Genomic DNA, 25063 nt, shown 5'->3' on the forward strand with positions numbered 1-25063 from the left:
TCCGTTGTGACGTGTTCGGACAACGTCGTCTCGGGAGGACTCGGCCTTACCGGTGCTTTACAGTACTGAGCGTCACACCGGGTGACCGGCATGCGACGCCGTTCGACCAGCGCCGGTCTGCAACGAGTTGACCGGTCCACTCTTTTGTGTCCCATGGATCAGGAGCTCGATGTCTTCCCAAATTGCCGCCGCGGACCTCGTGGTTACCGGTAGTGATCAAGCAATCGTGATCGGCGTTGCTGTCGTCGCGCTGGTGGCCCTGGTCATCGCTTTCGTCCTCCGTGCCGGCGTGTTGGCCGCCGGTAAGGGCACCCCCAAGATGCAGGAGATCTCCGCCGCCGTTCAGGAAGGTGCCGCCGCCTACCTCGGCCGGCAATTCCGCACGCTCGGCATCTTCGTCGTCATCGTGTTCGTTCTGCTGTTCCTGCTGCCCGCCAACAGCACCGGTGAGCGGATCGGCAGGTCGATCTTCTTCCTGCTCGGTGCGCTGTTCTCGGCCTCCATCGGGTATTTCGGCATGTGGCTGGCCACCCGGGCGAACGTCCGTGTCGCGGCCGCGGCCAACGGTGACGGCGGCCGCGAGAAGGCGATGCAGGTGGCCTTCCGGACCGGCGGCGCAGTCGGCATGGCCACCACCGGCCTCGGCCTGCTCGGTGCGTCGACCGTGGTCCTGGTCTACGCAGCGGACGCCCCGAAGGTGTTGGAGGGCTTCGGCTTCGGTGCCGCTCTGCTCGCCATGTTCATGAGGGTGGGCGGCGGCATCTTCACCAAGGCGGCCGACGTCGGTGCCGACCTCGTCGGCAAGGTCGAGAAGGGCATCCCCGAGGACGACCCCCGCAACGCCGCCACCATCGCCGACAACGTCGGCGACAACGTGGGTGACTGCGCAGGCATGGCCGCCGACCTCTTCGAGTCCTACGCCGTCACACTGGTCGCCTCGCTGATCCTGGGCAGTTCCGCGTTCGGCGTGAAGGGCCTGATCTTCCCGTTGATCGTCCCGGCGATCGGTGTCATCACCGCGATCATCGGCGTCTACATCACCAAGGCGAAGGTCGGCGAACCCGGTCTGGTGACGATCAACCGGTCGTTCTACATCTCCGCGATCATCTCCGCCGTCCTCTGTGCGGTCGCCGCGTTCACCTACCTGCCTGGCAATTTCCAGGATCTCGGTGTCGAGGCCGTCGCAACGCAGTCGGGGAACCCGGCACTGATCGCCACCGCCGCCGTCATCATCGGCATCGTGCTGGCCGGCGTCATCCTGTGGTTGACCGGCTACTTCACCGGCACCGAGACCAAGCCCACCCAGGACGTTGCCCGCTCCTCGCTCACCGGTGCGGCCACCGTCATCCTCGCCGGCATCTCGGTCGGCTTCGAGTCCGCCGTCTACACCGCGCTGGTCATCGCGGCGGCGGTCTACGGCGCGTTCCTGCTGTCCGGCTCGATCATCGTGGCGCTCTTCGCGATCGCGCTGGCTGGTTGCGGTCTGCTCACCACGGTCGGCGTCATCGTCGCGATGGACACCTTCGGCCCCGTCTCCGACAACGCCCAGGGCGTTGCCGAGATGTCCGGCGAGGTCTCCGTCGAGGGCGCCCAGATCCTCACCGAGCTCGACGCGGTGGGCAACACCACCAAGGCCATCACCAAGGGCATCGCGATCGCCACTGCCGTGCTCGCGGCGACCGCGCTGTTCGGCTCGTACTCGGACGCCATCACCCAGGCGCTGGCCTCGGCCGGCGACACCGCCACCGTCATCGCCGCCGGGCTCACCTCGTTCGTGGAGACCGTCGTGTCGCCCGGAACGCTGGTCGGCATGCTGCTCGGTGCGTCCGTGGTGTTCCTGTTCTCCGGCCTGGCGGTCAACGCCGTTGCCCGGGCCGCGGGAGCCGTCGTTCGCGAGGTCCGTCGCCAGTTCCGCGAGATCCCCGGGATCATGGAGGGCACCAACAAGCCGGAGTACGGCAAGGTCGTGGACATCGTCACGAGGGACTCGCTGCGTGAACTCGCGACGCCGGGTCTGCTCGCGATTTTCGCGCCGATCGCCGTGGGCTTCGGTCTCGGCGTCGGCCCGCTGGCCGGCTACCTCGCCGGCACCATCGCCACCGGCACCTTGATGGCCGTCTTCCTGGCCAACTCGGGCGGGTCCTGGGACAACGCCAAGAAGATCGTCGAGGACGGCAAGTTCGGCGGCAAGGGTTCGCCCTCCCACGAGGCCACCGTCATCGGTGACACCGTCGGTGACCCGTTCAAGGACACCGCCGGGCCGGCCATCAACCCGCTGCTCAAGGTGATGAACCTCGTCGCCCTGCTGATCGCCCCCGCCATCGTCTCGCTGACCGTCGGGGACGGCGCTAACAGCGCGATCCGGTACGGCATTGCGGCGGTCTCCGTGGTGATCATCGTCGGCGCCGTGGTGGTCTCCAAGCGCCGCGAGTCGCACCTGCACGCCGAGGAGACCCAACCGGTCTGATCCGGCATCTGTTCGTCTCCAGTCGGCGAGGCCATCCGTGGAACACGCGGGTGGCCTCGCCGCGTATGGGGCGGGCCGTCGCGGTAGGTTCACCACGGTGAACGCGGGGTGATGATCAAGGCGGGACAGGTTGAGTCGTCCCGCTGGGGTTGACCGCACGCGTTCTCGGGCATCTCCCGTGCAGCACGGTTCGCCGGGGCAATGTTCTTCGATCAGCAGTGTTTCGATTCGTCGTGATTCGATCGCGTGGCGCACAGCCATCGCGGTCCGGGGTTGCCGTGACGGGGGTCGACATCGACGTCCGTGGGCCTCGCATCGGTTCCACTTCCGGCCCGGGCCGGATGACGTCAAGGAAGGACGCCTCATGAAGCGATCACTCTGGACCGCCCGCCCCCTGTTGGCGGTGGGAGCGGCCGGTGTCCTGCTGGTCGCGGGCTGCAGCTCCTCGGACAGCGGTGGGTCCACCACATCGTCGGCGTCCTCGTCGGCCGCTTCCTCCGCTGCCGAATCGTCGGTCGCGTCGTCGTCCGAGGCCGTCACCTCCGGTTCGTCGGAGTCGAGCGGATCGGGCGCCACCAGCGGCAGCGTCGCGCCGGCGGAGCTCGACGAGCAGACCGTCGCCTGGTTCACCACGCTGTGCACCGGCGTCGCGCCGATCCAGGAGCTGTCGAACCTGGACACCTCCGGGCAGGACCCCGCCACGGCGCAGAAGACCGGCGTCGACGCCTTGACCAAGTTCGGCACCGTGCTGTCCGACACCAGTGAGAAACTGGCCTCGGCCGAGCCGCCGACCTTCGAGGGCGGCGAGCAGTTCGCGTCGCAGATGACCACCGGGCTCGCCGAGTCCGGGCCCAAGCTTGCGGAGTTGGCCAAGACCTTCGGCGCGATCAACCCGAGCGACACCGCTGCCCTGCAGCAGGCATCGAGCGGCCTGGCGACGCAGTTGCAGTCCGCTGTCGCGCCGTTGCAGGCGCTGGGCGAACTGCCGGCGGACGTCTCCGCAGCCGCCCAGCAGATCCCGGCCTGCCAGGCGCTCAACGGCTGACGTCGGCATCGCGACACCGCACCCGCACCCGCACACGACAACACGGCAGAGGACTTCGATGAGGCGCACTGTTTCGGGCTGGGTGGCGATCTGCGGGGCGGCGGGCCTGCTGCTGGCCGGCTGCTCTTCCGAGGTGCAGGGGACCGCCCAGGCGGGCAGCTCGCCGGTCTCCACATCGGCGACCTCCGACACGTCCACCTCCGAAACCTCCACCTCCGAGACATCCACGTCGGAGACCAGCGAGACCTCGACCTCCGACAGCTCCGACACGGACACCTCGGAGTCGACGGAGAGCTCGGAGGACACCAGCACCTCCGACGATTCCGGCTCTTCGAGCCTGGACTCGACGTCGGAGGAGTGGTTCACGGTCTTCTGCGACGGCGCCACCGACCTGGTCCAGTACGTCTCGCCGAACACCGCCGGCCAGACGCTCGCCGAGGCGCAGGCCACCGTGGTCGAGACCTACAGCAACATCTCGATCAGCGCGTCGACGACGGTCGGCCTGCTGCAGGCCACCCCGCCGCCCACGGTGGCCGGTGGCGAGGATCTGCAGTCGATCGCCATCGAGCGGTTCAGCGCTGTGTCGGATGTCTATGGCCGCGGGGCGCAAACCGTCGCCGCGTTGAAGCCCTCCGATCAGTCCGACCTGAAGGCGGCGATCGATGCCATCGAGGCGGAGGCGAAGGCTTCGACGCCGGACTCGATGTCGTCCGTCGATCCGGACGTCATCGCCGCCGCGAAGGCGCTGCCCGCCTGCAAGAACGTCCTGAACTGACGGTCGGGTCCTGAGCTCGGGCTGTGCGGTTCGATGCTGATCCCGGGGCGACCAGCCGATTGAACCCGGGTTCCCCGCATCGGCAGACAAATTTACTTGGCCAGGTTACTCTTTACCTGTGTCAGTAAAATCTGTGCCGGACAGTCGCTCGGTGACCTCCCAGGCCCGCCGGACGCAGATCGTCGAGGCCGCGATCGCCGTCATCGCTGAGGTCGGATACGCGAAGGCCTCGTTCGCCAAAATCGCCGAGCATGCCGGCCTGTCGAGCACCAGGCTGATCTCGTACCACTTCAGCAGTCGATCCGAGTTGATGGATGCCGTCGTCACCGACGTCATCGGGCGGATCGGGCGCCACGTGGGGGAGCGGGTCGCCCTCGAGACGACTGCTGCCGGCCAGTTGAGCGCGTACATCCTCGCCGTCGTCGGGTTCATCGACCGCGACCGGGCCTCGATGATCGCGCTCGCCGAGGTGGTGCTCGGCGCGGGGTTCGACGATGGGATCGAGGCCGACCGATCGGCCACCGATGGGGTGGCGGCCATCCTGCTGCACGGTCAGCAGACCGGCGAGTTCCGCCGGTTCGACACCCGGGTGATGGCAACGACAGTGCAGCGATCGGTTGACGGGTTGCCCTTCCTGCTGCGCGCGGAACCCGACCTGGACTGCGCGGAATACGCGGCGGAACTGGTGACGTTGTTCGAGCTCGCCACCGCACATCCGGCGCGGGCGGAGCAATGAGCGTCAGTCGCCGCTTGCTGGGGGTGGCCGGCCGCGCCGTCGTCGGCCTGCTCGTGCCGTTGGCGATCTACTACGGGCTGCGGGCGGCCGACGTCGGCGTCTACGCCGCGATCCTGGTGTCGACGCTCGCGTCCGCCGTGCCCAGCATCGTCGGCCTGATCCGCAACGGTCGGGTGAACGCGCTGTCGGCGTACTTCACCACGATGCTGCTGGGCAGCGTCGTCATCGCCGCGCTGGCGGGCAGCACGCAGTTCCTGCTGGCCAAGGAAGCGGTCCTGACCGGTGTGACCGGCGCCTGGTTCATCGCCAGTGCGTTCACCGACCGGCCGCTCGCCTACCTGTTCTCGAAACCGCTGATGGAGGGTCGGCTGCACTGGCCGGCCGACTGGGACGGGCTGTGGGCGACCGCACCGCGCTGGCGCCGGATGTGGCGGGTGTCCAGCGCGCTGTACGGACTCGGAACGATGGCAGATGCGTTGCTGCGCATTGTGTTTGCGTACACGCTGCCGCCGGACGTGGTGCCGGCACTGGCCACCGGGTTGATCGCGGTGACCACGGTGGCGCTGATCGTCGTCACGAACGTGCTGTACGCGGTGTCAGGCGTCTTCAACCGCGCGTCACCGCTGTACGAGCGATTCCCCGCGGCGGATCCTGCCACCGGTTGACCCGCGCCGCCGGGTGTCGGCGCCGCACCCGGCAGGTGTGCCGGGGTGGTGGGGGATACCCTGGCGATCCGTGGTGAGGGGGCAAGTGTGACGCAGCTGTCGCTGTTCTCTGCCGACCTCACCCCTCCGCAGCTCGCCGATCTCGGCGGTCTGCTCGCCGCCCACGGTCAGCTGACGGTCGGCGACGGCGGCACCAGAGTGTCGATCCTGCTGGCCGACGAGTGGCGGGCCGCCGCCCTGCTCAGGGAGTGCCGGGTGCGGGACATCCCGGCGAAGGTGTCCGATGTCACAGCTCCGGGCGACGTCGAGCCCGATGCGGCTGCCGACGTCGTAATCGATCCGGCTGCCGATCCGGCTGCCGACCCCGAGCGACCGGTCGGCCGGACGCTGCTGGCCACCGACCGGAGCCCGCTGCTGGCGGGCCTCGCGGACGAATGGACACGGGGTGCCGTCAAGGCCGTTCCGCCTGGCCTGGTGGTCGGCGCCGGATTCCTGCGGGTCTGGACACTGGCCGCCGGTCGACCGGCGGAGATCGGGTTCCTGCTCGGTCTGGACCCGCACGCACCCGACACCCACGAGCCGCTGGCCGCTGCCTGCGCGGCGTCCGGACTGACCGGCTCCCTGCTGGGCGTGCGTGGCGGCGGCCCGGCTGTGCGTATTGTCGGCTATCGACGGTGTTCGCGGCTGGCCGAAATGATCGGTACCCCACCGCCGGAGGCGCCCCCGCACTCCTTCCCGCCGCACGGTCACTGAGCCGGCCGCACCACCGCGGTGGCACGGATCGCACGGCCGTCGGGGAACTGACAGCTTGGCGCAATCGTGGAAAGAGCGATGCGTCGGTCACCGACTGTGGCATCCTGCACGCGTTGCCCGGCGGTGGCGCACTTCGCCATCGCGGGTGGATCAGCACAACCGCCCTCCAGCTACCCGCCCGGAGCGGGAGCCGGAGGAGCGCATATATAAGAGGAGAGCGTGAGCCTGATGGCCACTGCAAAATCATCGGCGAGCCCGGGTTCCGGCGTGCGCCTGGTGGTCGTCGAGTCACCCAGCAAGGCCAAGACCATTTCCGGTTTCCTGGGCGACGGCTACATCGTCGAGTCGTCGGTCGGGCACATCCGTGATCTGCCGCGCGGCGCCGCGGACGTGCCCGCCAAGTACAAGGGTGAGCCTTGGGCGCGCCTCGGCGTCAACACGGAGAACGGCTTCGAGCCGCTGTACGTCATCTCGCCGGAGAAGCGTGCCCAGGTGGCGAAGCTGAAGTCGCTGCTGGCCGGTGCGGACGAGCTCTACCTCGCCACAGACGAGGACCGCGAGGGCGAGGCGATCGCCTGGCACCTGCTGGAGACGCTCAAGCCCAAGGTGCCCGTCAAGCGGATGGTGTTCCACGAGATCACCCCCGCCGCGATCCGCGCCGCCGCCGAGAACCCGCGCGCGCTGGACGACAACCTGGTCGACGCGCAGGAAACCCGCCGCATCCTGGACCGGCTGTACGGCTACGAGGTCTCGCCGGTGCTGTGGAAGAAGGTCATGCCGAAGCTGTCGGCCGGCCGCGTGCAGTCCGTCGCGACCCGGATCATCGTGCAGCGCGAGCGTGAGCGGATGGCGTTCCGGGCCGGCACCTACTGGGGCCTGGACGCGTCGATGGCGCCGACGGCATCGGCGGAGAAGGACGCGTTCAAGTCGTCGCTGTCGTCGGTGGCCGGCCGCCGGCTCGCTGCCGGGCGTGATTTCGACGCCGCCACCGGTGGGCTCAAGGCCGGTTCGGACGTGCTGCTGCTCGACGAGGACGGCGCCCGCACCCTGGCCGCGTCGCTGCAGGGCGGCACCGCCACCGTCAGCTCGGTCGAGGAGAAGCCCTACACCCGCCGCCCGTACCCACCGTTCATGACGTCGACGCTGCAGCAGGAGGCAGGCCGCAAGCTCGGCTTCAACTCCGAGCGCACCATGCGGACGGCGCAGCGGCTGTACGAGAACGGCTACATCACCTACATGCGGACCGACTCGACGACGCTGAGCGGCACTGCGCAGGAGGCGGCGCGGGCGCAGGCCCGGGAGCTCTACGGGCCCGAATACGTGCCCGACGCGCCCCGGCAGTACACCCGCAAGGTGAAGAACGCGCAGGAGGCGCACGAAGCGATCCGGCCCGCCGGCGAGAGCTTCCGCACCCCCGGCCAGGTCGCGCGGTCGATCAGCGGTGACGAGTTCCGCCTGTACGAGCTGATCTGGCAGCGAACCATCGCCTCCCAGATGGTCGACGCCAAGGGCCTGACGCTCTCGCTCCGGATCACCGCGAGCGCCGACGGCCAGGAATGCGTCTTCAGTGCCTCCGGCCGGACGATCACCTTCCCCGGGTTCCTGCGCGCCTACGTCGAGACCGTGGACGCGGAAGCGGGCGGCGAGGCCGATGACGCCGAACGCCGGCTGCCGAACCTGACCGTCGGTCAGCAGTTGGACATCAGGGAGCTCATCCCGGCGGGCCACGTCACCACACCCCCCGCCCGGTACACCGAGCCCTCGCTGATCGGCGCCCTGCAGGACCTCGGCATCGGCCGGCCCTCGACCTACACCTCGATCATCCGGACGATCATCGACCGCGGCTACGTGTGGAAGAAGGGCCAGGCGCTGGTCCCCTCCTGGATCGCCTTCGCGGTGATCGGGCTGCTCGAGACCCACTTCGCCAGGCTGGTGGACTACGACTTCACCGCCGCCATGGAGGACGAGCTCGACGCCATCGCCGACGGGCGGATCGGCCGTACGGACTGGCTCGGCGCGTTTTACTTCGGCGGCGACCTCGGCCCCGAGGGCTCGGTCGGCCGGACCGGCGGGCTGAAGAAACTGGTCGGCGACCGACTCGAGGACATCGACGCCCGCGAGGTCAACTCGCTGCCACTGCTGACCGACTCCGAGGGCCGCCAGGTCACCGTCCGGGTCGGCCGGTACGGGCCGTACCTGGAGCGCAACGTGGCCGGCACGGGCAGTGGCAAGGGCGACGGGGGCAAGGACGACGGGGGCAAGGACGACGGGGACGGTGACAGCACCAGCGTGCAGCGGGCAAACCTGCCCGAGGACCTGCCGCCAGACGAGGTCACCGCCGAGGTCGCCGAGGAGCTCTTCGCGCAGTCCGGCGATTCCGCCGAGAACGAGCTGGGCGTCGACCCGGACAGTGGCCACCTGATCGTCGCGAGGGACGGCCGGTACGGGCCGTACGTGACCGAGGTCATCCCCGCCCCGGAAGAGGTCAACGGCACCGCGAAGAAGGCGCCGAAGGCGGTCAAGCCGCGCACCGCGTCACTGTTCAAGTCGATGTCGCTGGACACCGTCGACCTGCCCACCGCGCTGCGGCTGCTCTCGCTGCCGCGGGTGGTCGGCGTCGATCCGGCCGACGGGGTGCAGATCACCGCGCAGAACGGCCGGTACGGGCCCTACCTGAAGAAGGGCACCGACTCCCGTTCGCTGACCACCGAGGAGTCACTGTTCGACGTCACCCTGGAGGAGGCGCTCGCGCTCTACGCGCAGCCCAAGGCAAGGGGCCGGTCCGCCGCCGCCGCGCCGCCGCTGCGCGAGGTCGGCGTCGATCCGGTGGGCGGCAAACCGATGGTGATCAAGGACGGTCGGTTCGGTCCGTACGTCACCGACGGCGAGACGAACGCCTCCCTCCGCAAGGGCGACGAGATCGACACCCTGACCGTGGAGCGGGCGGCAGAGTTGCTCGCCGATCGGCGGGCGCGCGGTCCGGCGCCGAAGCGGGCGGCCGCGAAGAAAGCACCGGCGAAGAAGGCACCCGTGAAGAAGGCGCCGGCCAAGAAGGCGGCCACCGCACGGGCCGGGACGGGCAGTACGCGAGGCGCTCAACCTGCGTAATGTTCCCCTTTTCCGGGTTCGGCACGCCTACGATGCAGGCATGACGGCGGCATTCGACGCCACGGGCGCAGTGCACACGGGCGGGGCGGATCAGCGGTTCTCCGACGCGCTCAGTGGGGCCGACGGCACCGGGGATCCGTCCGTGCTGATGCCCGTCCTCGACGTCTATCCCGATGCCCTGTCAGCACCCATGCCGGTCGACCTGGTGCCGGTGCTGCCCCCGTCGCCGCAGCAGCTCGAAGCGTCGTCCGGAGTTCGGGCCATCCCGGTCGCCGGGCCCGCCGCGCGGACCACGGTTCGGGCAGCGACGGCGGGCCGACCGTCCGGCGGCCGACCCGCCCAGCCGCAAGCCGGGCGGAATCAGCCCGCACGCCAACGGGCCGCTCGCACTCAGCCCGCACGCCCTCAGCAGCCGCAGCGGCCGGCTCCAGGCCGGGCCGGTCCCGCCTCCCCGACCCGGCCCACCCAGTCGCGGCCGGCGAACCCGCCGGCGGCACAGGGTCGCGCGATGACCGCGTCGGACGTCAGCGCGATGTTCCGCAATCTGCGGTCGGGCCAGTCGGAGCAGTTGGACCGGCTGTCCTACCAGGCGACCCACCCGCAGTCGATGGGGTCTACCGCACCCTCGGCCGTCGCGCCGGCGGCGCCGATGGCCTCGCAGTATTCGCCACGCGGCCAGGTCCGCAATACCGCGCGCGACCAGGCGCAAGAGCGCCGGCGGACGAGCAGCGCCGCCCCGCGCAAGGGCTCGAGCGTTTGGGCCGTGCTGGTGTTCCTCGTCGTCATCGTCTTCGCGTCCGGGCTGGGGCAGAAGGCGATCGACCTGTTCAACGAGCTGTTCAACCGGTGAACCGGAAGCGCGAACCCAATTCCGTCGGTGTGCTGCTCCGCATCCCCGTCTTCCGGCGTTTGTGGTCGGCGATCGCCATCTCCAGCCTCGGCGACTGGCTCGGCCTGCTCGCGACCACCGCGCTGGCCGCGTACCTGACGAAGGACTCGTCGAACCTGGCCCAGGGCGCCGCCGTGTCCGGCGTCCTGCTCACGAGGTTGCTGCCCGATCTGCTGCTCGCCCCGGTCGCCGGGGCGCTGGTCGACCGCTTCGACCGCCGCGTGGTGGCCGTCGTCGGCGATTCGTTGGCGGGCCTGCTGTACGTGTCGATCCTGATCAGCGGCAACCTGTTGTGGCTGCTGGTCGCGCAGTTCCTGGTCGAGGCGATCGGGCTGTTCTCCACCCCGGCCAAGCAGGCGATGTGGGTCAACATCGTGCCGCGGGAGCGGCTCGCCGTGGCGAACCAGCTCAACTACGTCTCCGTCTACGGCATGGTCCCGGTCGCGGCGGTGATCTTCGTGCTGCTGTCGACGGTCGCGTCCTTCTTCGGCGTCCCGGACGTCGCGGGCGATGGCGGATCGGCGTTGATCAGCGGCTCCACCAACACCCTGGCGATCAATATCGCGCTCGGCATCGACGCCCTGACCTACTTCTTCTCGGCCGGCATGGTGTTCGCGTCACGCCGGCTGATTCCCGCCTTCGTCGGTGACCGCAGCACCACCAGGAACATCTTCTCGCTGATCGTCGAGGGCGTCTCCTTCGTCCGCCAGAACAAGCTGATGCGTTCCATCTACATCGGCATCCTCGGCGCGTTCGGCGCCGGTGGGCTGGTGGCCGGTGTCGCCCAGGCCTACGTCGCCACGCTGGGGGCCGGCAACGCCGGCTACGGCATCCTGTTCGGCTCCGTGTTCACCGGCCTGGCGTTCGGCATGCTGATCGGACCCAAAGTCTTCCCGAACGTCCCGCGACGGATGATCTTCACGCCGGCCATCGGGTTCGCCGGCATCTCGCTGATCGTGATGGCCGTGCTGCAGGACTTCCTCGGGGCCGCCATCACCGCGGCCGTGATGGGCATCTTCGCCGGCATCGCCTGGATCAACGGTTTCACCATGATCGGCCACGAGGTGTCCGACCAGCTCCGTGGCCGGGTGTTCGCGTTCGTCATGTCTTCGGTGCGGATCGTGCTGCTGGCGACCATCGCGGCCGGGCCGATCCTGGCAGGTGCGATCGGCTCGTACCAGGTGACCCTCGGCGACTTCCGGTTCGACGTCACCGGCCCGGCCGTGGTGCTCGCCGTCGGCGGCCTGATCGCCTTCGGGGTCAGCCTGCTGATCGGCCGCAGCATCGGCGGATTGACCTCGGGCCTCACCCGGCGGATCTTCGGCAGGCGCGGGGTCAACATCTGGGACGAGCGTGACGACCACGCCGGGGTACTGATCGCCGTCGAGGGCGCCGACCCGCTGGCCGTCGGCGAGTATGCGGACACCGTCGGGGAACACCTGCGCAGCAACGGTTGGCTGACCGTCCGGGTCAAGGCGCCGCAGCCGCCGGTGCACACCGAGGCCGCGCCGGAGAGCCTGGCGGAGGCACTCCGCGCCTCCGCGGACCTCGCCGACCTCACCATTCGGCGGGTGTTGCCCGCGTTGGAGAACGGCGCCGTCGTGGTCTCCGAGGGATTCATCGACGCGACGATCGTCGCCCACCGGGCCGTGGGCGTCGAGGAACAGCGGCTGGCCAGGGTCGCGCAGTGGGCGGTGAACGGGCTCAAGCCCGACCTGACGGTGCTGGTCGACGGGCCGGCGAAGCTCGTCGCCGACCGGACGTCGGAGAAGGCGACCGAAGACCGGAACGAGGCCGCCGAGCTGGAGATGGGCGGGGTCGGCGGTGCACCCGGCGACGCCGTCGAGGCCGCGGTTGCGCTGGGCGCCATGGAGGCGGCCGAGGCCGCGATGGACGACGCGACCCCGGCGGCCGACGGGGCCGTCGAGACAAAGGCAGGTGATCCCGACGAGGAACTCGTCGACCCCGTGCAGGGCTACCGCGACCGGGCGTCGTACGCCCCGGAGCGCTACCTGATCGTCCGGCCGCTGTCCGAGGAGGGCGGCCGGATCAATCCGGAGGTCGCCGAGCGGATCAGCTCGGTGATCCGGCAGCGGACGCCGTCATTGGCCGAGCCGCAGCCCACGGGCTGACGATCCCCGGGCGGCTCAGCGAAGGAGCTCGTCGAGCGGGTGCTCCGGGTCCGCGAGCGCCACCAGGTCCACGGTTCGACCGGCCAGCCCGGCCCGAACAAGGTCGGCGATCGACTCGGTGACGTCCCAGACGTTCGCGTTCATGCCCGCCAGCACCCGGCCGTCGCGCACCCAGAACGCGACGAATTCCGGTGCCGCGCAGTCCGGGTCGGGGTCGACTGCCGGGTTTCCGCGGAACACCACCTGGTCGTACCCGCCCGGTTCGACCCAGCCGGTGTATTCCATGCCGAGGTCGTACTGGTCGGAGAAGAAGTACGGCAACGGTGCGTACGGCGTGTCGCTGCCGAGCATCGACCGGGCGGCGGCCGGGCCGCCGTTGAGCGCGTTCGCCCAGTGCTCGACCCTGATCCGCCGGCCCAGCAGCGGGTTGTCGATCGAGGCGACGTCACCGCACGCGTAGACCGCGGGGTCGCTGGTGCGCAGCAGTGCGTCGGTGACGACACCGTTGTCCACCTCGAGACCGGCCGCTTCCGCCAGTTCGACGGCGGGCGTGATCCCGATGCCGGCGATCACCAGATCGGCGACGACCTCCCAGCCGTCGTCGAGCACGACGCCGGTCACCGCACCGTCGGTCCCGACGATCTCCCGCACGCCGGCGCCGAACCGGAAGTTCACCCCGTGGGCAGCGTGCAGGTCGCGGTAGACGGTCGCCACCTCGTCTCCGAGGACCCGCTGCAGCGGGAGCGTGCCCCGTTCGACCACCGTCACCTCGCACCCGCGCTGGGCGGCCGCGGCGGCGGTCTCGAGGCCGATCCAGCCGGCCCCGACGACCACCACATGGGTCGCGGTGTCGAAAGCGGCGACCAGGGCGTCGGCCTGTTCGACCGTGCGGAGGTACCGCACACCGGCCAGGTCCGCGCCCGGGGTGGTCAGTCTGCGGACCCTGGAACCCGTTGCGAGCAGCAGCTTGTCGTAGGCCACGGTGTCGGTGGGCTCGACGGTGACCGTGCGGGCGGCCAGGTCGAGGGCGACGGCCGTGGTCCCGGGCCGCCACTCGATGCTGTGCTCGGCGTACCAGCCGGGTTCGTGCAGGAACGCCTTCTCGCGCGGTTCGGCGCCGAGCAGGTAGCCCTTGGACAGCGGCGGGCGCTCGTAGGGCGGCTCGGTCTCTTCACCGATCAGCACGATGCGGCCGTCGAAGCCCTCTTCGCGGAGCGTCTCGGCCGCCTTTGCACCGGCCAGTGACGCACCGACGATGACGTAGGTCTGTTCGCTCATGAGGACAGCGTCCCCTGCCGCCGGTCGTGTGGACAACGCCAGGGCCCCGCCCGAGCGTCGGACAGAGTGTCGAACACGCTGTCGGAGGGTTCGGTTACCGTGGCCCGGACCGGCGATCAGGGATGGCGAACAGGGAGGGGTGGGGGCATGAGTGCAGCAGCAGCGGCGTCGGGCCCGCCCGCGCCCACGGCCGGTCCGCCGGTGTGGACGGCCGCCGACACCGAGCCGGTCAGCTGCGCGATGTGCGGCGTCGCGGGGTCACCGTTGTACCGGCGCGATCCGTTCGGTGTCGTCCGGTGTCCCGAATGCGGGCTGGTGTTCGTCTCCCCCCGGCTGACCTCACAGGCGCTGCAGCGGCTGTACGACGAGCCCGCCTACTTCGAGGGCGGTGTCTACGGGGCGCAGTCGCGGTGGTCGCCGGCGATGGTGCTGCAGCGGACGTGGATGGCGGGGCGGCTCAGGGCCATCAGCCGGCTTACGCCCGCACCGGCGCGGCTGCTGGAGATCGGCAGCGGCTACGGGCTCTTTCTCGACGCCGCCCGCGGCACCGGCTACCGGGTCAGCGGTGTCGAGCTGTCCCGCCCCGGGACCCAGCACGCCGTCGCGCAGTACGGGTTGGACGTGTTCCAGGGACAACTCGCCGACTCGCCGCGGGCCGTCGCGGACGTCATCTGCTTCTGGGACACCCTCGAACACGTTCCCGACCCGCTCGAGTTCCTCGGCGAGGTCCGTGCCCGGCTCGCTCCGGGCGGGATCTTCGCGCTGTCGGTGCCCAACGTGGCGTCGCTGCCGGCCCGGGTCACCCGTTCCCGGTGGTGGACGCTGAAGCCGGAGCAGCACATCTGGCACCTGTCGCCGGCAACGCTCCGGCTGCTGGCCGCCCGCGCAGGGTTGGAGATCAGCACGGTCGTCACCTCCCCGCTGCGGCGGCCCAACGCGGGACGGACCGACTCCTTGTTCGCGCTGGGGCATGCGGCCGCGGAGCCGGGGGAGTGATGTGGTCATGAACACCGTTGCGACGAACGCTTCCGATACCGCTCACGGTCGGCCAGGCGACGCACTGTCGAACGTGCTGGATCGGCCGCACGCCGCCGTTTTCGACGACGTGATCGGCCAGCAGGCGGCCATCGACGTGCTCACCCTGGCCGTCGCGGCGTCCCGCGGCGAACCCGGCGTCCCCTCTGCCGCCATGACGCACGCCTGGCTCTTCACCGGCCCCCCGGGGTCGGGTCGATCGGTCGCGGCACGGGCGTTCGCCGCCGCTCTGGAGTGCGAGTACAGCGGCTGCGGGCAGTGCTCGCACTGCCGCACCGTGCTGGCCGCCACCCACGGCGACGTCCGCACGGTCACGCCCGAGGGCCTGACGATCTCGGTCAAAGAGATGCGCGCGGTGGTCCAGCTGGCCGCCCGCCGGCCGGCCAGCGGCCGGTTCCAGATCGTGCTGATCGAGGACGCAGACCGGTTGACCGAGGGCGCCTCCAACGCGCTGCTGAAAGCCGTCGAGGAGCCGCCCCCGCACACCGTCTTCCTGCTCTGCGCCCCGTCGACTCACCCCGACGACGTGTCCGTCACCATCCGGTCGCGGTGCCGGGTGCTCGCATTGCGGACGCCGTCCGCCGATTCCATCGCGGAGGTGCTGGTCCGCCGCGATCACATCGAGCCGGCGAGCGCGGAATGGGCGGCGTCGGTATCGGCCGGTCATGTCGGCCGGGCACGACGGCTGGCGACCGACGAGGAGGCCCGCGAACAGCGGCGCCGGATCCTGGCCGTCCCGGGCGCGCTGCGCACCATCGCGGACGTGTTCGCCGAGGCGGGCGACCTGCTGGCGGCGGCGAAGGGGGAGGCCAGCTCGATGTCGGAGCGGCGGGACGCCGTCGAGCTCGAGGAGCTCAAGACGGCGCTCGGCGCGGGCGGGACGGGCAAGGGTGCCGTGGGGGCGGCCCGCGGAACGGCCGGCGTCGTCAAGGAGATGGAGCGGCGGCAGAAGTCGCGGGCCACCCGGACCGAGCGTGACGTGCTGGATCGGGCGCTGATCGATCTGTCCGGGTTCTACCGCGACGTCATCGCGCGCAGTTTGGGGTCGACCGCTACGTTGATGAACCCGGACGTCGCCGCGGACATCGACGTGGCGGCATCACGTCTCGGGTCGGTCGGCGCCCTGCAACGGCTCGACGCCGTGCTCGCCTGCCGGGAGGCGATCGAGGCGAACGTCAAGCCGCAGATCGCCGTGGAGTCGATGATGATGGCGCTGTTCGCCGGGCCGGTGAACGCCTGACCCGGCCGTCGGGCGGGCAACGGCATTGCGGCAGGTCATCGACCGCGTACGGTGACGGTCCATGGGGATGTTGTGTGCCGTGACGTTCTCGGCCAACGGCCAGCTGCACTACGCCAACCCCGGCGACCTCCGCCCCGAGGTGGGCGACATGGTGCTGCTCCCCACCGATCACGGTGCTGTGGCCGCCAAGGTCATGTGGGCGTCGGAGTACTCACCCGAAGACACCGACGGCTTTCCGGTGCTGCTCGGCATGGCCGGCGAACGCGACCTGGCAGCCACCGAGCAACTGCGCCGGGCCAAGGCACGCACCATGGTCGCCAGCCGCAAGCTGATCCGCGAACACGGTCTGCCGATGAAGGTGCTCGCCGTCGATCCGCAGGCAGACGCCGGTAAGACGGTCATCTACTACTCGTCGCCGGAGACCGTCGACTTCCGCTCGCTGCTGCGTGACCTGTCGGCGACGCTGGGCACCCGCATCGAGCTGCGTCAGCTGGCGGCCCGGGATGCCGTCCGGGTGACCGGGGCGATCGGCTCTTGCGGCCGGGACACCTGCTGCTCGACGTTCCTCAAGGACTACGAGCCGATCACCCTGGCGATGGCCCGCGACCAGGAGCTGCCGGCCAACCCGATGCGGATCTCGGGCGCCTGCGGCCGTTTGATGTGCTGCCTGAAGTACGAGCACCCGCTGTACCAGGACTTCAAGGCGACGACACCGGCGATCGGCGAGGACGTCGATTCGCCGGCCGGCCCCGGTCGCGTCGTCGGCCATTCCGTGCCGGGCGAATCCGTGGTGATCAAGCTGGCGGCGGACGGCTCCCGTCAGGTGTGTCCCAAGGCCTCGGTGTGCGGGTCACGCAAGGCGTACGAGGAACACCACCCGGACCGTTGAACCGCTCTCGGTCGGCTCGCTTCCGTTGGTCGGTGTCAGAACAGCGACGCGAGCAGTGCTCCGCCCGCGAATGCCGCCGCCGCGATCCAGATCCAGGTCGGTAGATGCTTCATCGCTGCCTCTTCATCGCTGTCTCCTCATGCCCGGTAGACCTGACCGTCGGTGACCTTGACCGGGACCGCCGGCAACGGCGACGGGGCGGGTCCCCCGAGGACCGCGCCGGTGGCGGCGTCGAAGGTGCTCCCGTGGCAGGGGCAGGTGATCTTCCCGCCGCTGACGCCGGAGACCAGGCATCCCTGATGCGTGCAGACCGCCGAGAAGGCCCGCACGGTGTCGGCGCCCTCCCTGGTCACGACGATCGACTGGTCGGTGAGGACAACTCCGCCGCCGTCCGGGATCGCGTCGACCGGCGTCAGGGCCGTCTGAGTCCCCGGCGGGGGCGGCGGGGCGTACCCCGCAACCGGCGCCGTCGCCCGGGGAGTCGGTCCGGCCGTCAGGTACCACCCGACCCCGGCGGCGCCCGCGACGACGGCCACCCCGGTGCCGGCCAGCAGGGCGCGCCGGGAGGCCTGGGCGTCGCCCGCCGTCGCGGGGGACTCGGCAGCCGGTGACTGGGCCGACGGCTGCGGGGCGGGCTGTTGGTACCGGGCTTGATGGTTCGGCGGCGGTTGATAGGGCGATTGCTGGTAGGGCGTTTGTTGGTTCGGCGCTTGTTGGTTCGGCGTTTGTTGGTACGGCGGCGGTTGATAGGGCGCTTGCTGGTTTGGCGGTGCCCCTTGCTGCTGTGGCCAGGGTGGCGGCTGCTGCCAGCCCGGGGGTGGCTGGTTCTGCGGCGGTGATTGCCACGTCGGCGGCCCTTGCTGTGGGCCGGCGGGTCCCTGCCAGTTCTGCGGCTGCGCACCTTGAGGCGGCCGCGCACCTTGAGGCGGCTGCGTACCTTGAGGCGGCTGCATGGCGGGAGGCGGCTGCATGGCGGGAGGCGGCCGCCAACCCGGTGGCGGACGCTGCCCGCCGGATGCGGGTGCCTGCCATCCCGGTGGTGGAGGCTGCATACCCGGCGGAGGTTGCCACACCGGCGGCACGACAGGCGGCGGCGGGGGTTGCCAATCGGGTGGCTCGATGACGGTCTCCGGCCCGTCAGCCGGCTCCCGTCCGGCAGGGGGTGGAGCCGGCGGGACCGCAGACGGGGCGCCGGGCGCGGCTGCGCCGGGCTGCGCGGCCTCCGCGGGTCGATCGGCGTACGGGGATCGGATCTGCTCGGTCCGGCCGTCGGGCGGCGGACCGGCCTGCTCGGCGGGGGACGTCACGGCATGCCTCCGGCATCGTCGGGAACCACGATCCAGCGGGCTGCCGTGGGGTGCGAGAGGGCAGTCACCACAGCGGCACCCCTGACTGGGTGAAGTACCAGAACCCGGAGCTGAACCAGACGACGACGAGCAGCCCGGCGAGCAGTCCGCCCAGCACGGGAAGTGCCCAGCCGGGGAGCCCGCGCATCCGCAGCGCGAGCATCTTGGCGGCGAAGACTCCGTAGAACAGGCATCCGGCGATCGTGTGCACCAGTGCTCGACCGGACGCGTCGGAGAAGCCGAGCGACCAGACGCATTGGAATGCGACGGGCAGTGTCAGCACGAAGGCGACGACTCCCGACCACCGGTGTACCGGCGATGCCCAGGCCGGCGAGCCGGTGACTCCCGGGAGTCGGCCCCACATGGCCAGCGCCGAACCGATCTGCACGAGGACGAAAACCAGGGCGGCGGTGGCGAACCACGTCTTCATCGCCAGCAGCGCAGAGAACCCGAAGGTCCAGATGGCCGCGCCGTTGCCGGGGTGCACCCTCGAGTAGGCGGCCAGCACAGCTGCGACCACGATGCCCAGCCCGGCTGCCGCGGCCAGCCCCCAGCGGGGCTCCTGCCGCACCTCCGGAGGTCCGGTGGTGGCCATATGACCTCCGCGAGGGGAAGTGGCGAGCCTGCCGGTTGGCGACGTCGCATGCTGATCGTCCCATTTCGGCGTGATGTGCGCTGCTGCTTTTCTGCGGGGACGCGCCCGGGTTCTGTCGGCGATGCGGTCGTGGCGTGAGTGCTGAAGTACGCTCTGTGACGGGACGGCACGACGTCTGCATGACGTCGGTTGGGGTGGGTGCCAGTCGTCCGGGTCCGCCGGGCAAAACGCCGCAACAATGCGGTGGAACGACCGCGGAGCGCGGAATCATGATCGCGGTTGTCAACGCGCCGACGTTCTGTGCGTCCCAACAACACGTCGCATCCTGCGACAACAGCAGCATCCGGCATCGGTACCGCGGGGGCCACGCCCGCCAGACGACCGGATGTGATTTCGGAGGACAGCATGCCGTTGCACCGATCCGGCCGCTCGCGGCTCATCGCCGGCTTGATCGTCGGTGTGCTGGCCCTCACTGCCGCCTGTTCCGGCTCCACCGGTGGACTCGCCGACGTGCAGTCCACCGGGGTCAGCCCGGCCGGTGCGGCAGCAGTTCCGCCGGCGGGCTCGGGAAGCGTGACCGTGCCGGCGGGTCCGTCGACCGACGGCGCGACGCCGGCTCCCTCCACCACGGTCGCCACCACGACAGCGCCGCCTCCACCCGTGGCGAAGGTCGCCGCAAGCCCGGCCTTCGGCGCCGATGAGATTTCACCGACCGCACCCGTGACGATCTCCGTCAGCCAGGGCGCCATCACCGATCTCACCGTCACCAACCCCGAGGGCAACGAAGTGCAGGGCACCCTGTCCAAGGACAAGCATTCCTGGACGCTCGGCGAGCCGCTGGGGTACGGCCGGACCTACACCGTCTCCGGCGTCGCCACGGGCACCGACGGCAAGACGGTCCCGATCAGCGGGGCCTACACGACGGTGACACCCGTCGACGAGATCACCACCTCCATCTCCCCGGGCGACGACGCGGTGGTCGGGGTCGCGGCGCCGGTCATCGTCCGGCTCGGCTACGACCCGGCCGACCGTGCCGCCATCGAGAAGCACATCACCATCACCACCACGCCGAAGGTCGAGGGCGCGTGGGCCTGGATCACCCACGACGGTGACGTGTGGCCGTCCCTGGACTGGCGGCCGAAGAAGTACTGGCCGGCCGGCACCAAGGTGCACGTGGAATCCGACATCTACGGCCTGGACTTCGGCGGCGGGTACTACGGCGGCGACAACGCGACCAGTGACTTCACCATCGGCCGCAACCAGGTCGTCAAGGCCGACGCGAACGCGCACAACATCGTCGTGCAGCAGAACGGCAAGACCGTCGCCACCTACCCCGCGTCCTACGGCAGCGGCGACGACATCGGCGACCCGAACCGGGTCACCCGGTCCGGCGTGCACGTGGTGATGGACAAGCAGGAAGTCACCAAGATGAGCAACCCGGCCTACGGCTACCGGAACATCACCGAGTACTGGGCCGTGCGGATCAGCAACAACGGCGAGTTCATCCACCAGAACCAGGACACGGTCGACGATCAGGGCGTGGTCAACGTCAGCCATGGCTGTATCAACCTGTCTGCGGAGAGCGCCGAGGCGTACTTCGGGAGCGCGATCTACGGCGACCCGGTGGAGGTGACGGGCACGAGCGTCGAGCTGTCCGAGGCCGACGGCGACTTCTACGACTGGGCGATCCCGTGGAGCGAGTGGCTGACGATGTCCGCCGCTGGCTCCGCCGCCGGTCGCTGACGCTGGGAGCCCCGGCCCGTACCTCCTGGGGCCGCCCACTGCCGCCTCAGCAGGGAAAACGGGCGCTGGGGCAACCGATTTCCCTGCTGACGCGACACTGGGCAGACGACAACCCCCGGGAGCCCGTGTCGGCCCTTCGATGCCCGGCGGGAACGGCCGTTCGCCGTGCGCAGGACAGTGATTGTCAGCGGAGTGTCCAGCCGGCCGTGGCGGAGCAGTTAGACTCTTCACCGCCGCCGCTGTAGCTCAGTCGGCAGAGCGTCTCACTCGTAATGAGAAGGTCTGGGGTTCGATTCCCCACAGCGGCTCGAGGACGTATGTAACGATGGCCCCACCAGCGGAAACGCAGATGGGGCCATCATCGTCTCTCAACGTGTGCATCGGGAACCCCACAAACCACCCCATCAACCCGTGCCGAACCCCGGTATACGACCCCACGAACTCGGTAGGGTGACCTTCCGACCACCATGGCCGGGGCCGGGGCCTATTCGTGGTCCCATGGATGGGCGGGGTAGAAGATGGCCAGACCGACACTTCCACCGGGCGAGATGGGCGAGATCGCCACGCTTTTCCGGCCCGACAACACGGATGCCGTTCGCTGGCGTGCACGCGGCCGGATGCGGTTGATCGACCACAGCCGGACCGACCCACGGACCGGCGCCTACCTGCCCGGCCGGCGCGTCGACATCACCGGGCACGGGCCGACCGAGAAGGAAGCCGTGGCGGCCTGCCGCAAGGCGGCACAGGCCCGACTGATCGCGGAGAGGGCCAAGGCCAACACGACCCAGCGGGCCGTGACTGAGGCGCGAAAGGTGGACGCAGTAGCGGAGACCTTGCTTCGCGCCGCCGAGCGCTCCGGCGAGCTGGCGCCGTCGTCCCTAGCGTCCTACCGGGTGGCCCTTGGCCACCTCCGGACCACCGAGCTGGCGGACATGGGCATCTCCGACGTCCGCCCAACCGACGTGGCCACCGCGCTGGCGCTCATTGCTGCGGCCGCCGCCGTGAACGGTCGTGCCGCCAAAGGGGGCACCGGCGCGGCCAAGACCGCCCGAGCCTTGCTGAACCGCGTGTTTGGCCACGCAGTGACCGTGGGGTGGCTCGACTCGTCTCCGGTGCGGGATGCCGGCGCGATCCGAACGCCGAAGGGGCGCGGAGGGACTGACCGCTCGCAGGTCGTCGAGCAACGCCTCGACCATGATCGCGCATTGACTCGGGCGGAGAAGGTTGCCCTTGCGTGGTCGGTGGCCCGCAGCGAGCGGGCCGTCCGGCTCGACGTCCGCGATTTGGTACTCGCGGGTATGGCCATCGGCGGTCGCATTGGTGAGGTCTGCGCCATCCGCTGGGCCGATGTCTCGATCCATCGGACACGCGACTCGGACGGTCGCTTGACCCTCACGGGTTCGGTCACGCTGGCCGCGACGGTCGACCGGGAGGCCGGGCGAGGGATCGTCAGGCACGAACCGAAGACTGCGGCGAGTGTCCGCACGGTTCCTGTGCCGCGACGGGTAGTCGCACTACTGGCGCGCCGCGCCGTCGCCGGTGGGGTGGTTGACATGACCACCGACGAACGGCCCGTCTTCGCCAACCCCGGCAGGTGGGGAATGGGCAGCGGGTGGCGGGATCGTTCCAACACGGCCGCCGCCCTGCGGGCGGAGTTCGACGCCGCAGGATTTACGTGGCTGAGCTACCACGGTCTGCGCCGGGCGGCTGTGACGGCTCTTGCCGATCATCTGCCGATCCGCGCGGTGGCCGACTACGCCGGCCACAAAAGCATCCGAACGACGCTCGACAACTACATCGGCCGTTCGGCCGTCAGTGGTGACGTGGCCCTGTACGTCTGACCGTCAACTTCCATGATGTCGACGAAGGAGCCGACGATCAATGCATTTTGTGGGCTCGCACTCGGGAGATTTGCATCGCTGGTTTCCGGGGATGCGATTGCACCTGCACTCGCTTAGAAGTGTTGATCACGGGCCAGCTCTGTTGACGTGTCTCGCGCCGGTCACGTGGGTGACGATGTTCGGGTTGGTTAAGTATGCTTCATCGGCACGGAGGGATTGCTTTATGTTCGTCGAATGGCTGGCGCTAACCGGCTGGGCAACCTCAGCCAAAGCGGTCGGTGGGACCCCCGTGTCTGTCAACGCCCCTTCTAGTTGTGCGGTCGTTGCTGCTCACCCCGCACATCTTACGGCTGTGTATGTCGGCGTCGACTCGGCGCTCTACTCCATTGCTGGACCTTAGGCACGAACTGGGCAGCCCCCGTTCGCCTGGGGAGGAGAGGCGCACCGATAGCCATTAAGGTGGCTGGCCCGGCCATTGTGTCCCGGTCCGATCTGATCGACGTTTTTAAGCTCGACCACACTGGTCACCTACAGGACTTGAGAACCAAGTAGCCGAGTTGGAACGAAGGATCGTCACTTATCAGCAATTCAAGAACTCGCCTTAATCCATTCCTGACGCCTGTCTCGGTGACACAACAGCCAAGAGTACTGAACGTTTTTGTGGTCGACTCTAAATGTGTCATAAACAACAATCTGGTGCACGAAACAGAATGGCTGGGCAACTGGCTTCTTGGGCCTGAGCCTTTGACGAGCCGGGGATGTGTCGCCCGAGTCTGGTCAACGGACATGCACGCGATCGAGGTGGACGTGGGGTGAGGCGGCCGAGCCGATTGATAGCGATCAGACTGCTGCTTAACATTGAGGCTCTACCGAGCGTCGCGGTGCGGGCTGCCCTGCTTCCTATGTCCCCCGGCAGTGAGCTGCTGAACGAAAGTGCGGGTGGCCCGGGTGCTAGCGCAGTCTTATTGACCAACACGAGGTGGATGGCCAAGTTCCTTTGCCGGTCCCCGGTGCGCGGTAACCCGCCCCAGCGGCGTCCGGTGGCGCGGCGCTGGACACTGTACAGCCCAGGCCTGACCCACTAGGGTCGCTTCGACGGATAGATGCGATTGCCCGATTGTCGACGGTCACGTAATTCCCCAGGGGTGTTCGTCACGTAATTCCCCAGGTAGGCCCGCGTGGTTAGGTCTACCCGGCGATCGGGGTTGGTGTCGAGTCGGCGCGTCCGGGCCGTTTGCGGGGTCGGTAGGACGGGCCGTCCATGAGGACTTGGTGGCTGGTGTTGATGAGCCGGTCGAGCAGTGATTCGGCGACGACGGGGTTCGGGAACAGCGGATACCAGTCAATCGGCTGCGGTTCGAGGTCAGGATCAGCGGGCGGTGGTTCACGGCCCGGTCGGAGATCAGTTCGTAGAGGTCGTCTGCTTGGGCGGCGGTGTGTTCCCGCAACCCGAAGTCGTCCAGGATGAGGACGGCGGGGCGGGTGTATTCGCGGACTCTGCCGCCCCAGGTGCGGTCCGCGTGGCCGCCGGCAAGGTCGGGCAAGACCCGGCTGGTCTTGGCGAACCGGACTTCACCGCCGCGGCGGGCGACGAGGTGCCCGACGGCCTGGGCCATATGGGTTTTGCCCACTCCGACGGGCCCGTAAAGGATGACGGACTCGCCGGCGATGCCCAGGGAATCGGAGATCAGCGCGGCGCCGAGCCGCGGCGCGGCCTGGGCGATCAGTTCAACGTGATTTCGGACATCTAATGCCACCAGTCGGCGGCAGTAGTCAAATCGTCGGTGTTGAAGGGGTCAACGTCGCTGGACGTGACACGCGCCGCCTCGCTAGTAGCAATCGGGTGTCAGCGGTCGAGTAATTCCCCAGGTTGGGGCGGGTGTCCGTCACGTAATTCCTCACCCTGGTTCGTCACGTAATTCCCCATGGGGACGACGGCGGTGCCGTCGTTGGTGGGTCCTGCTCGCGGGTCACGCTGACCTCCGGCCGCTTGGTGGCCCGGACGGGAGCGGTGATGGGCAGGAGGACTTTCGACGTGGTGGATCTGACCGAGTTGTTCGTGCACTGGGAGCCGGGAGGTCGCAGGTGCAGATCGGCGAGAGCCTGGGTCTGGACCGGAAGACGGTGCGGAAGTTCCTGGCACCGGCGGTTGCTGAGGGCTTGGTGCCGGGCGGCCCGCCGGCCGGCGCTCAATTGAAGGCCAACCGTTTGAAGTGGTCCACGGCCGCCCTCGCGGCATCCGGACTGTTCGCGGCCGGATTCGCGGGGAGCGCCGCGCTCGATGCCAGGAGTAGGCGCCGTTCAGCGCTCGCGATCAACGCGACTCGAGGCAAGCCGCGTGCCCACAATCGGGCGTGGGCCAGGGGGTTCTAACCGGCTCCGGGTCAGCTTTTGCATGATCGTCCGGGATGGCGCGACGACCCTGGCCGATTGCCCGCATCGCTCGCAAGTTCGCCGCCAAAGTAGTGGCCGCTCCGTGGACGGAAACTATGCTGCCGCCCGCAACCAGTACCTCGAGGTGGCACA

At 69.4% G+C, this 25063-nt stretch carries 17 protein-coding genes, 1 tRNA gene and 1 pseudogene; 15 read left to right on the forward strand and 4 right to left on the reverse strand.

Annotated features, from left to right (window positions below):
• Nucleotides 1–169: 169 nt before the first annotated feature.
• The 9 genes from ACVBEQ_RS15930 to ACVBEQ_RS15970 all read left to right on the forward strand — a co-directional run bounded on the left by ACVBEQ_RS15930 (nucleotide 170) and on the right by ACVBEQ_RS15970 (nucleotide 12570).
• The gene (locus ACVBEQ_RS15930; RefSeq protein ID WP_447154292.1) at nucleotides 170–2467 is read left to right on the forward strand and encodes a sodium-translocating pyrophosphatase; all 2298 of its coding nucleotides are present in this window, start codon (nucleotides 170–172) and stop codon (nucleotides 2465–2467) included.
• A gap of 364 nt (nucleotides 2468–2831) precedes the next feature.
• Nucleotides 2832–3512, forward strand: a complete 681-nt coding sequence (locus tag ACVBEQ_RS15935; RefSeq protein WP_447154293.1) for a hypothetical protein — start codon at nucleotides 2832–2834, stop codon at nucleotides 3510–3512.
• A gap of 58 nt (nucleotides 3513–3570) precedes the next feature.
• Nucleotides 3571–4287, forward strand: coding sequence for a hypothetical protein (locus ACVBEQ_RS15940; protein ID WP_447154294.1), 717 nt, complete (start codon nucleotides 3571–3573; stop codon nucleotides 4285–4287).
• Nucleotides 4288–4438: 151 nt separating this feature from the next.
• The gene (locus ACVBEQ_RS15945; RefSeq protein ID WP_447154295.1) at nucleotides 4439–5023 is read left to right on the forward strand and encodes a TetR/AcrR family transcriptional regulator; all 585 of its coding nucleotides are present in this window, start codon (nucleotides 4439–4441) and stop codon (nucleotides 5021–5023) included.
• Entirely contained in the window at nucleotides 5020–5688 is a 669-nt protein-coding gene (locus ACVBEQ_RS15950; RefSeq protein ID WP_447154296.1) for a VC0807 family protein, read from the forward strand. Before ACVBEQ_RS15945 ends, ACVBEQ_RS15950 begins: the two co-directional genes overlap by 4 nt.
• Before the next feature lie 87 nt (nucleotides 5689–5775).
• Complete coding sequence (locus tag ACVBEQ_RS15955) at nucleotides 5776–6441, forward strand: hypothetical protein (RefSeq protein WP_447154297.1); 666 nt, start codon at nucleotides 5776–5778, stop codon at nucleotides 6439–6441.
• A 228-nt stretch (nucleotides 6442–6669) separates the two neighbouring features.
• A complete protein-coding gene (gene topA, locus ACVBEQ_RS15960; RefSeq protein ID WP_447154298.1) occupies nucleotides 6670–9549 on the forward strand; it encodes a type I DNA topoisomerase in 2880 nt (959 codons plus the stop codon).
• 40 nt (nucleotides 9550–9589) lie between these two features.
• A complete protein-coding gene (locus tag ACVBEQ_RS15965) occupies nucleotides 9590–10399 on the forward strand; it encodes a hypothetical protein (RefSeq protein WP_447154299.1) in 810 nt (269 codons plus the stop codon).
• Nucleotides 10396–12570 (forward strand): bifunctional MFS transporter/dTMP kinase, encoded by a 2175-nt coding sequence (locus tag ACVBEQ_RS15970; protein ID WP_447154300.1) that lies wholly within the window; start codon nucleotides 10396–10398, stop codon nucleotides 12568–12570. Before ACVBEQ_RS15965 ends, ACVBEQ_RS15970 begins: the two co-directional genes overlap by 4 nt.
• A gap of 15 nt (nucleotides 12571–12585) precedes the next feature.
• On the opposite strand, the gene ACVBEQ_RS15975 is transcribed toward ACVBEQ_RS15970, so the two are convergent.
• On the reverse strand, nucleotides 12586–13848 hold the full coding sequence (locus tag ACVBEQ_RS15975; RefSeq protein WP_447154301.1) for an NAD(P)/FAD-dependent oxidoreductase: 1263 nt from the start codon (nucleotides 13846–13848) through the stop codon (nucleotides 12586–12588).
• A 147-nt stretch (nucleotides 13849–13995) separates the two neighbouring features.
• Here ACVBEQ_RS15975 and ACVBEQ_RS15980 point away from each other — a divergent pair, with 147 nt between their 5' ends.
• The 3 genes from ACVBEQ_RS15980 (at nucleotide 13996) to ACVBEQ_RS15990 (ending at nucleotide 17012) form a co-directional block, all read left to right on the forward strand.
• On the forward strand, nucleotides 13996–14844 hold the full coding sequence (locus ACVBEQ_RS15980; RefSeq protein WP_447154302.1) for a class I SAM-dependent methyltransferase: 849 nt from the start codon (nucleotides 13996–13998) through the stop codon (nucleotides 14842–14844).
• A 7-nt stretch (nucleotides 14845–14851) separates the two neighbouring features.
• Nucleotides 14852–16123 (forward strand): DNA polymerase III subunit delta', encoded by a 1272-nt coding sequence (locus ACVBEQ_RS15985; protein WP_447154303.1) that lies wholly within the window; start codon nucleotides 14852–14854, stop codon nucleotides 16121–16123.
• A gap of 61 nt (nucleotides 16124–16184) precedes the next feature.
• Nucleotides 16185–17012, forward strand: coding sequence for a PSP1 domain-containing protein (locus ACVBEQ_RS15990; RefSeq protein ID WP_447154304.1), 828 nt, complete (start codon nucleotides 16185–16187; stop codon nucleotides 17010–17012).
• A 137-nt stretch (nucleotides 17013–17149) separates the two neighbouring features.
• On the opposite strand, the gene ACVBEQ_RS15995 is transcribed toward ACVBEQ_RS15990, so the two are convergent.
• Together ACVBEQ_RS15995 and ACVBEQ_RS16000 are read right to left on the reverse strand one after the other, a co-directional pair.
• A complete protein-coding gene (locus ACVBEQ_RS15995) occupies nucleotides 17150–17548 on the reverse strand; it encodes a Rieske (2Fe-2S) protein (RefSeq protein ID WP_447154305.1) in 399 nt (132 codons plus the stop codon).
• A gap of 835 nt (nucleotides 17549–18383) precedes the next feature.
• Nucleotides 18384–18953: a DUF6529 family protein gene (locus tag ACVBEQ_RS16000; protein WP_447154306.1), complete on the reverse strand. Its 570-nt coding sequence runs from the start codon at nucleotides 18951–18953 to the stop codon at nucleotides 18384–18386.
• A 405-nt stretch (nucleotides 18954–19358) separates the two neighbouring features.
• Between ACVBEQ_RS16000 and ACVBEQ_RS16005 the strand changes: the two genes are divergently transcribed.
• The 3 genes from ACVBEQ_RS16005 (at nucleotide 19359) to ACVBEQ_RS16015 (ending at nucleotide 22537) form a co-directional block, all read left to right on the forward strand.
• A complete protein-coding gene (locus tag ACVBEQ_RS16005) occupies nucleotides 19359–20696 on the forward strand; it encodes a L,D-transpeptidase (RefSeq protein ID WP_447154307.1) in 1338 nt (445 codons plus the stop codon).
• A gap of 235 nt (nucleotides 20697–20931) precedes the next feature.
• Nucleotides 20932–21004: transfer RNA gene (locus ACVBEQ_RS16010), tRNA-Thr, on the forward strand.
• A 210-nt stretch (nucleotides 21005–21214) separates the two neighbouring features.
• The gene (locus ACVBEQ_RS16015; RefSeq protein ID WP_447154308.1) at nucleotides 21215–22537 is read left to right on the forward strand and encodes a tyrosine-type recombinase/integrase; all 1323 of its coding nucleotides are present in this window, start codon (nucleotides 21215–21217) and stop codon (nucleotides 22535–22537) included.
• A 1188-nt stretch (nucleotides 22538–23725) separates the two neighbouring features.
• On the opposite strand, the pseudogene ACVBEQ_RS16020 reads toward ACVBEQ_RS16015, so the two are convergent.
• Nucleotides 23726–24204: pseudogene (locus tag ACVBEQ_RS16020) on the reverse strand (ATP-binding protein); the annotation flags it as partial.
• Between the last annotated feature and the right edge of the window lie 859 nt (nucleotides 24205–25063).

This window comes from Nakamurella sp. GG22, assembly GCF_052976845.2.

Excerpts from the sequence above, each read along its gene's own strand:
- topA (WP_447154298.1), top strand. The coding sequence starts at position 6,670 with ATGGCCACTGCAAAATCATCGGCGAGCCCGGGTTCCGGCGTGCGCCTG.
- ACVBEQ_RS16015 (WP_447154308.1), top strand. The coding sequence starts at position 21,215 with ATGGCCAGACCGACACTTCCACCGGGCGAGATGGGCGAGATCGCCACG.
- ACVBEQ_RS15940 (WP_447154294.1), top strand. The coding sequence starts at position 3,571 with ATGAGGCGCACTGTTTCGGGCTGGGTGGCGATCTGCGGGGCGGCGGGC.
- ACVBEQ_RS16005 (WP_447154307.1), top strand. The coding sequence starts at position 19,359 with ATGCCGTTGCACCGATCCGGCCGCTCGCGGCTCATCGCCGGCTTGATC.
- ACVBEQ_RS15930 (WP_447154292.1), top strand. The coding sequence starts at position 170 with ATGTCTTCCCAAATTGCCGCCGCGGACCTCGTGGTTACCGGTAGTGAT.
- ACVBEQ_RS15950 (WP_447154296.1), top strand. The coding sequence starts at position 5,020 with ATGAGCGTCAGTCGCCGCTTGCTGGGGGTGGCCGGCCGCGCCGTCGTC.
- ACVBEQ_RS15975 (WP_447154301.1), bottom strand. The coding sequence starts at position 13,848 with ATGAGCGAACAGACCTACGTCATCGTCGGTGCGTCACTGGCCGGTGCA.
- ACVBEQ_RS15935 (WP_447154293.1), top strand. The coding sequence starts at position 2,832 with ATGAAGCGATCACTCTGGACCGCCCGCCCCCTGTTGGCGGTGGGAGCG.
- ACVBEQ_RS15965 (WP_447154299.1), top strand. The coding sequence starts at position 9,590 with ATGACGGCGGCATTCGACGCCACGGGCGCAGTGCACACGGGCGGGGCG.
- ACVBEQ_RS15980 (WP_447154302.1), top strand. The coding sequence starts at position 13,996 with ATGAGTGCAGCAGCAGCGGCGTCGGGCCCGCCCGCGCCCACGGCCGGT.
- ACVBEQ_RS15990 (WP_447154304.1), top strand. The coding sequence starts at position 16,185 with ATGGGGATGTTGTGTGCCGTGACGTTCTCGGCCAACGGCCAGCTGCAC.
- ACVBEQ_RS15985 (WP_447154303.1), top strand. The coding sequence starts at position 14,852 with ATGAACACCGTTGCGACGAACGCTTCCGATACCGCTCACGGTCGGCCA.
- ACVBEQ_RS16000 (WP_447154306.1), bottom strand. The coding sequence starts at position 18,953 with ATGGCCACCACCGGACCTCCGGAGGTGCGGCAGGAGCCCCGCTGGGGG.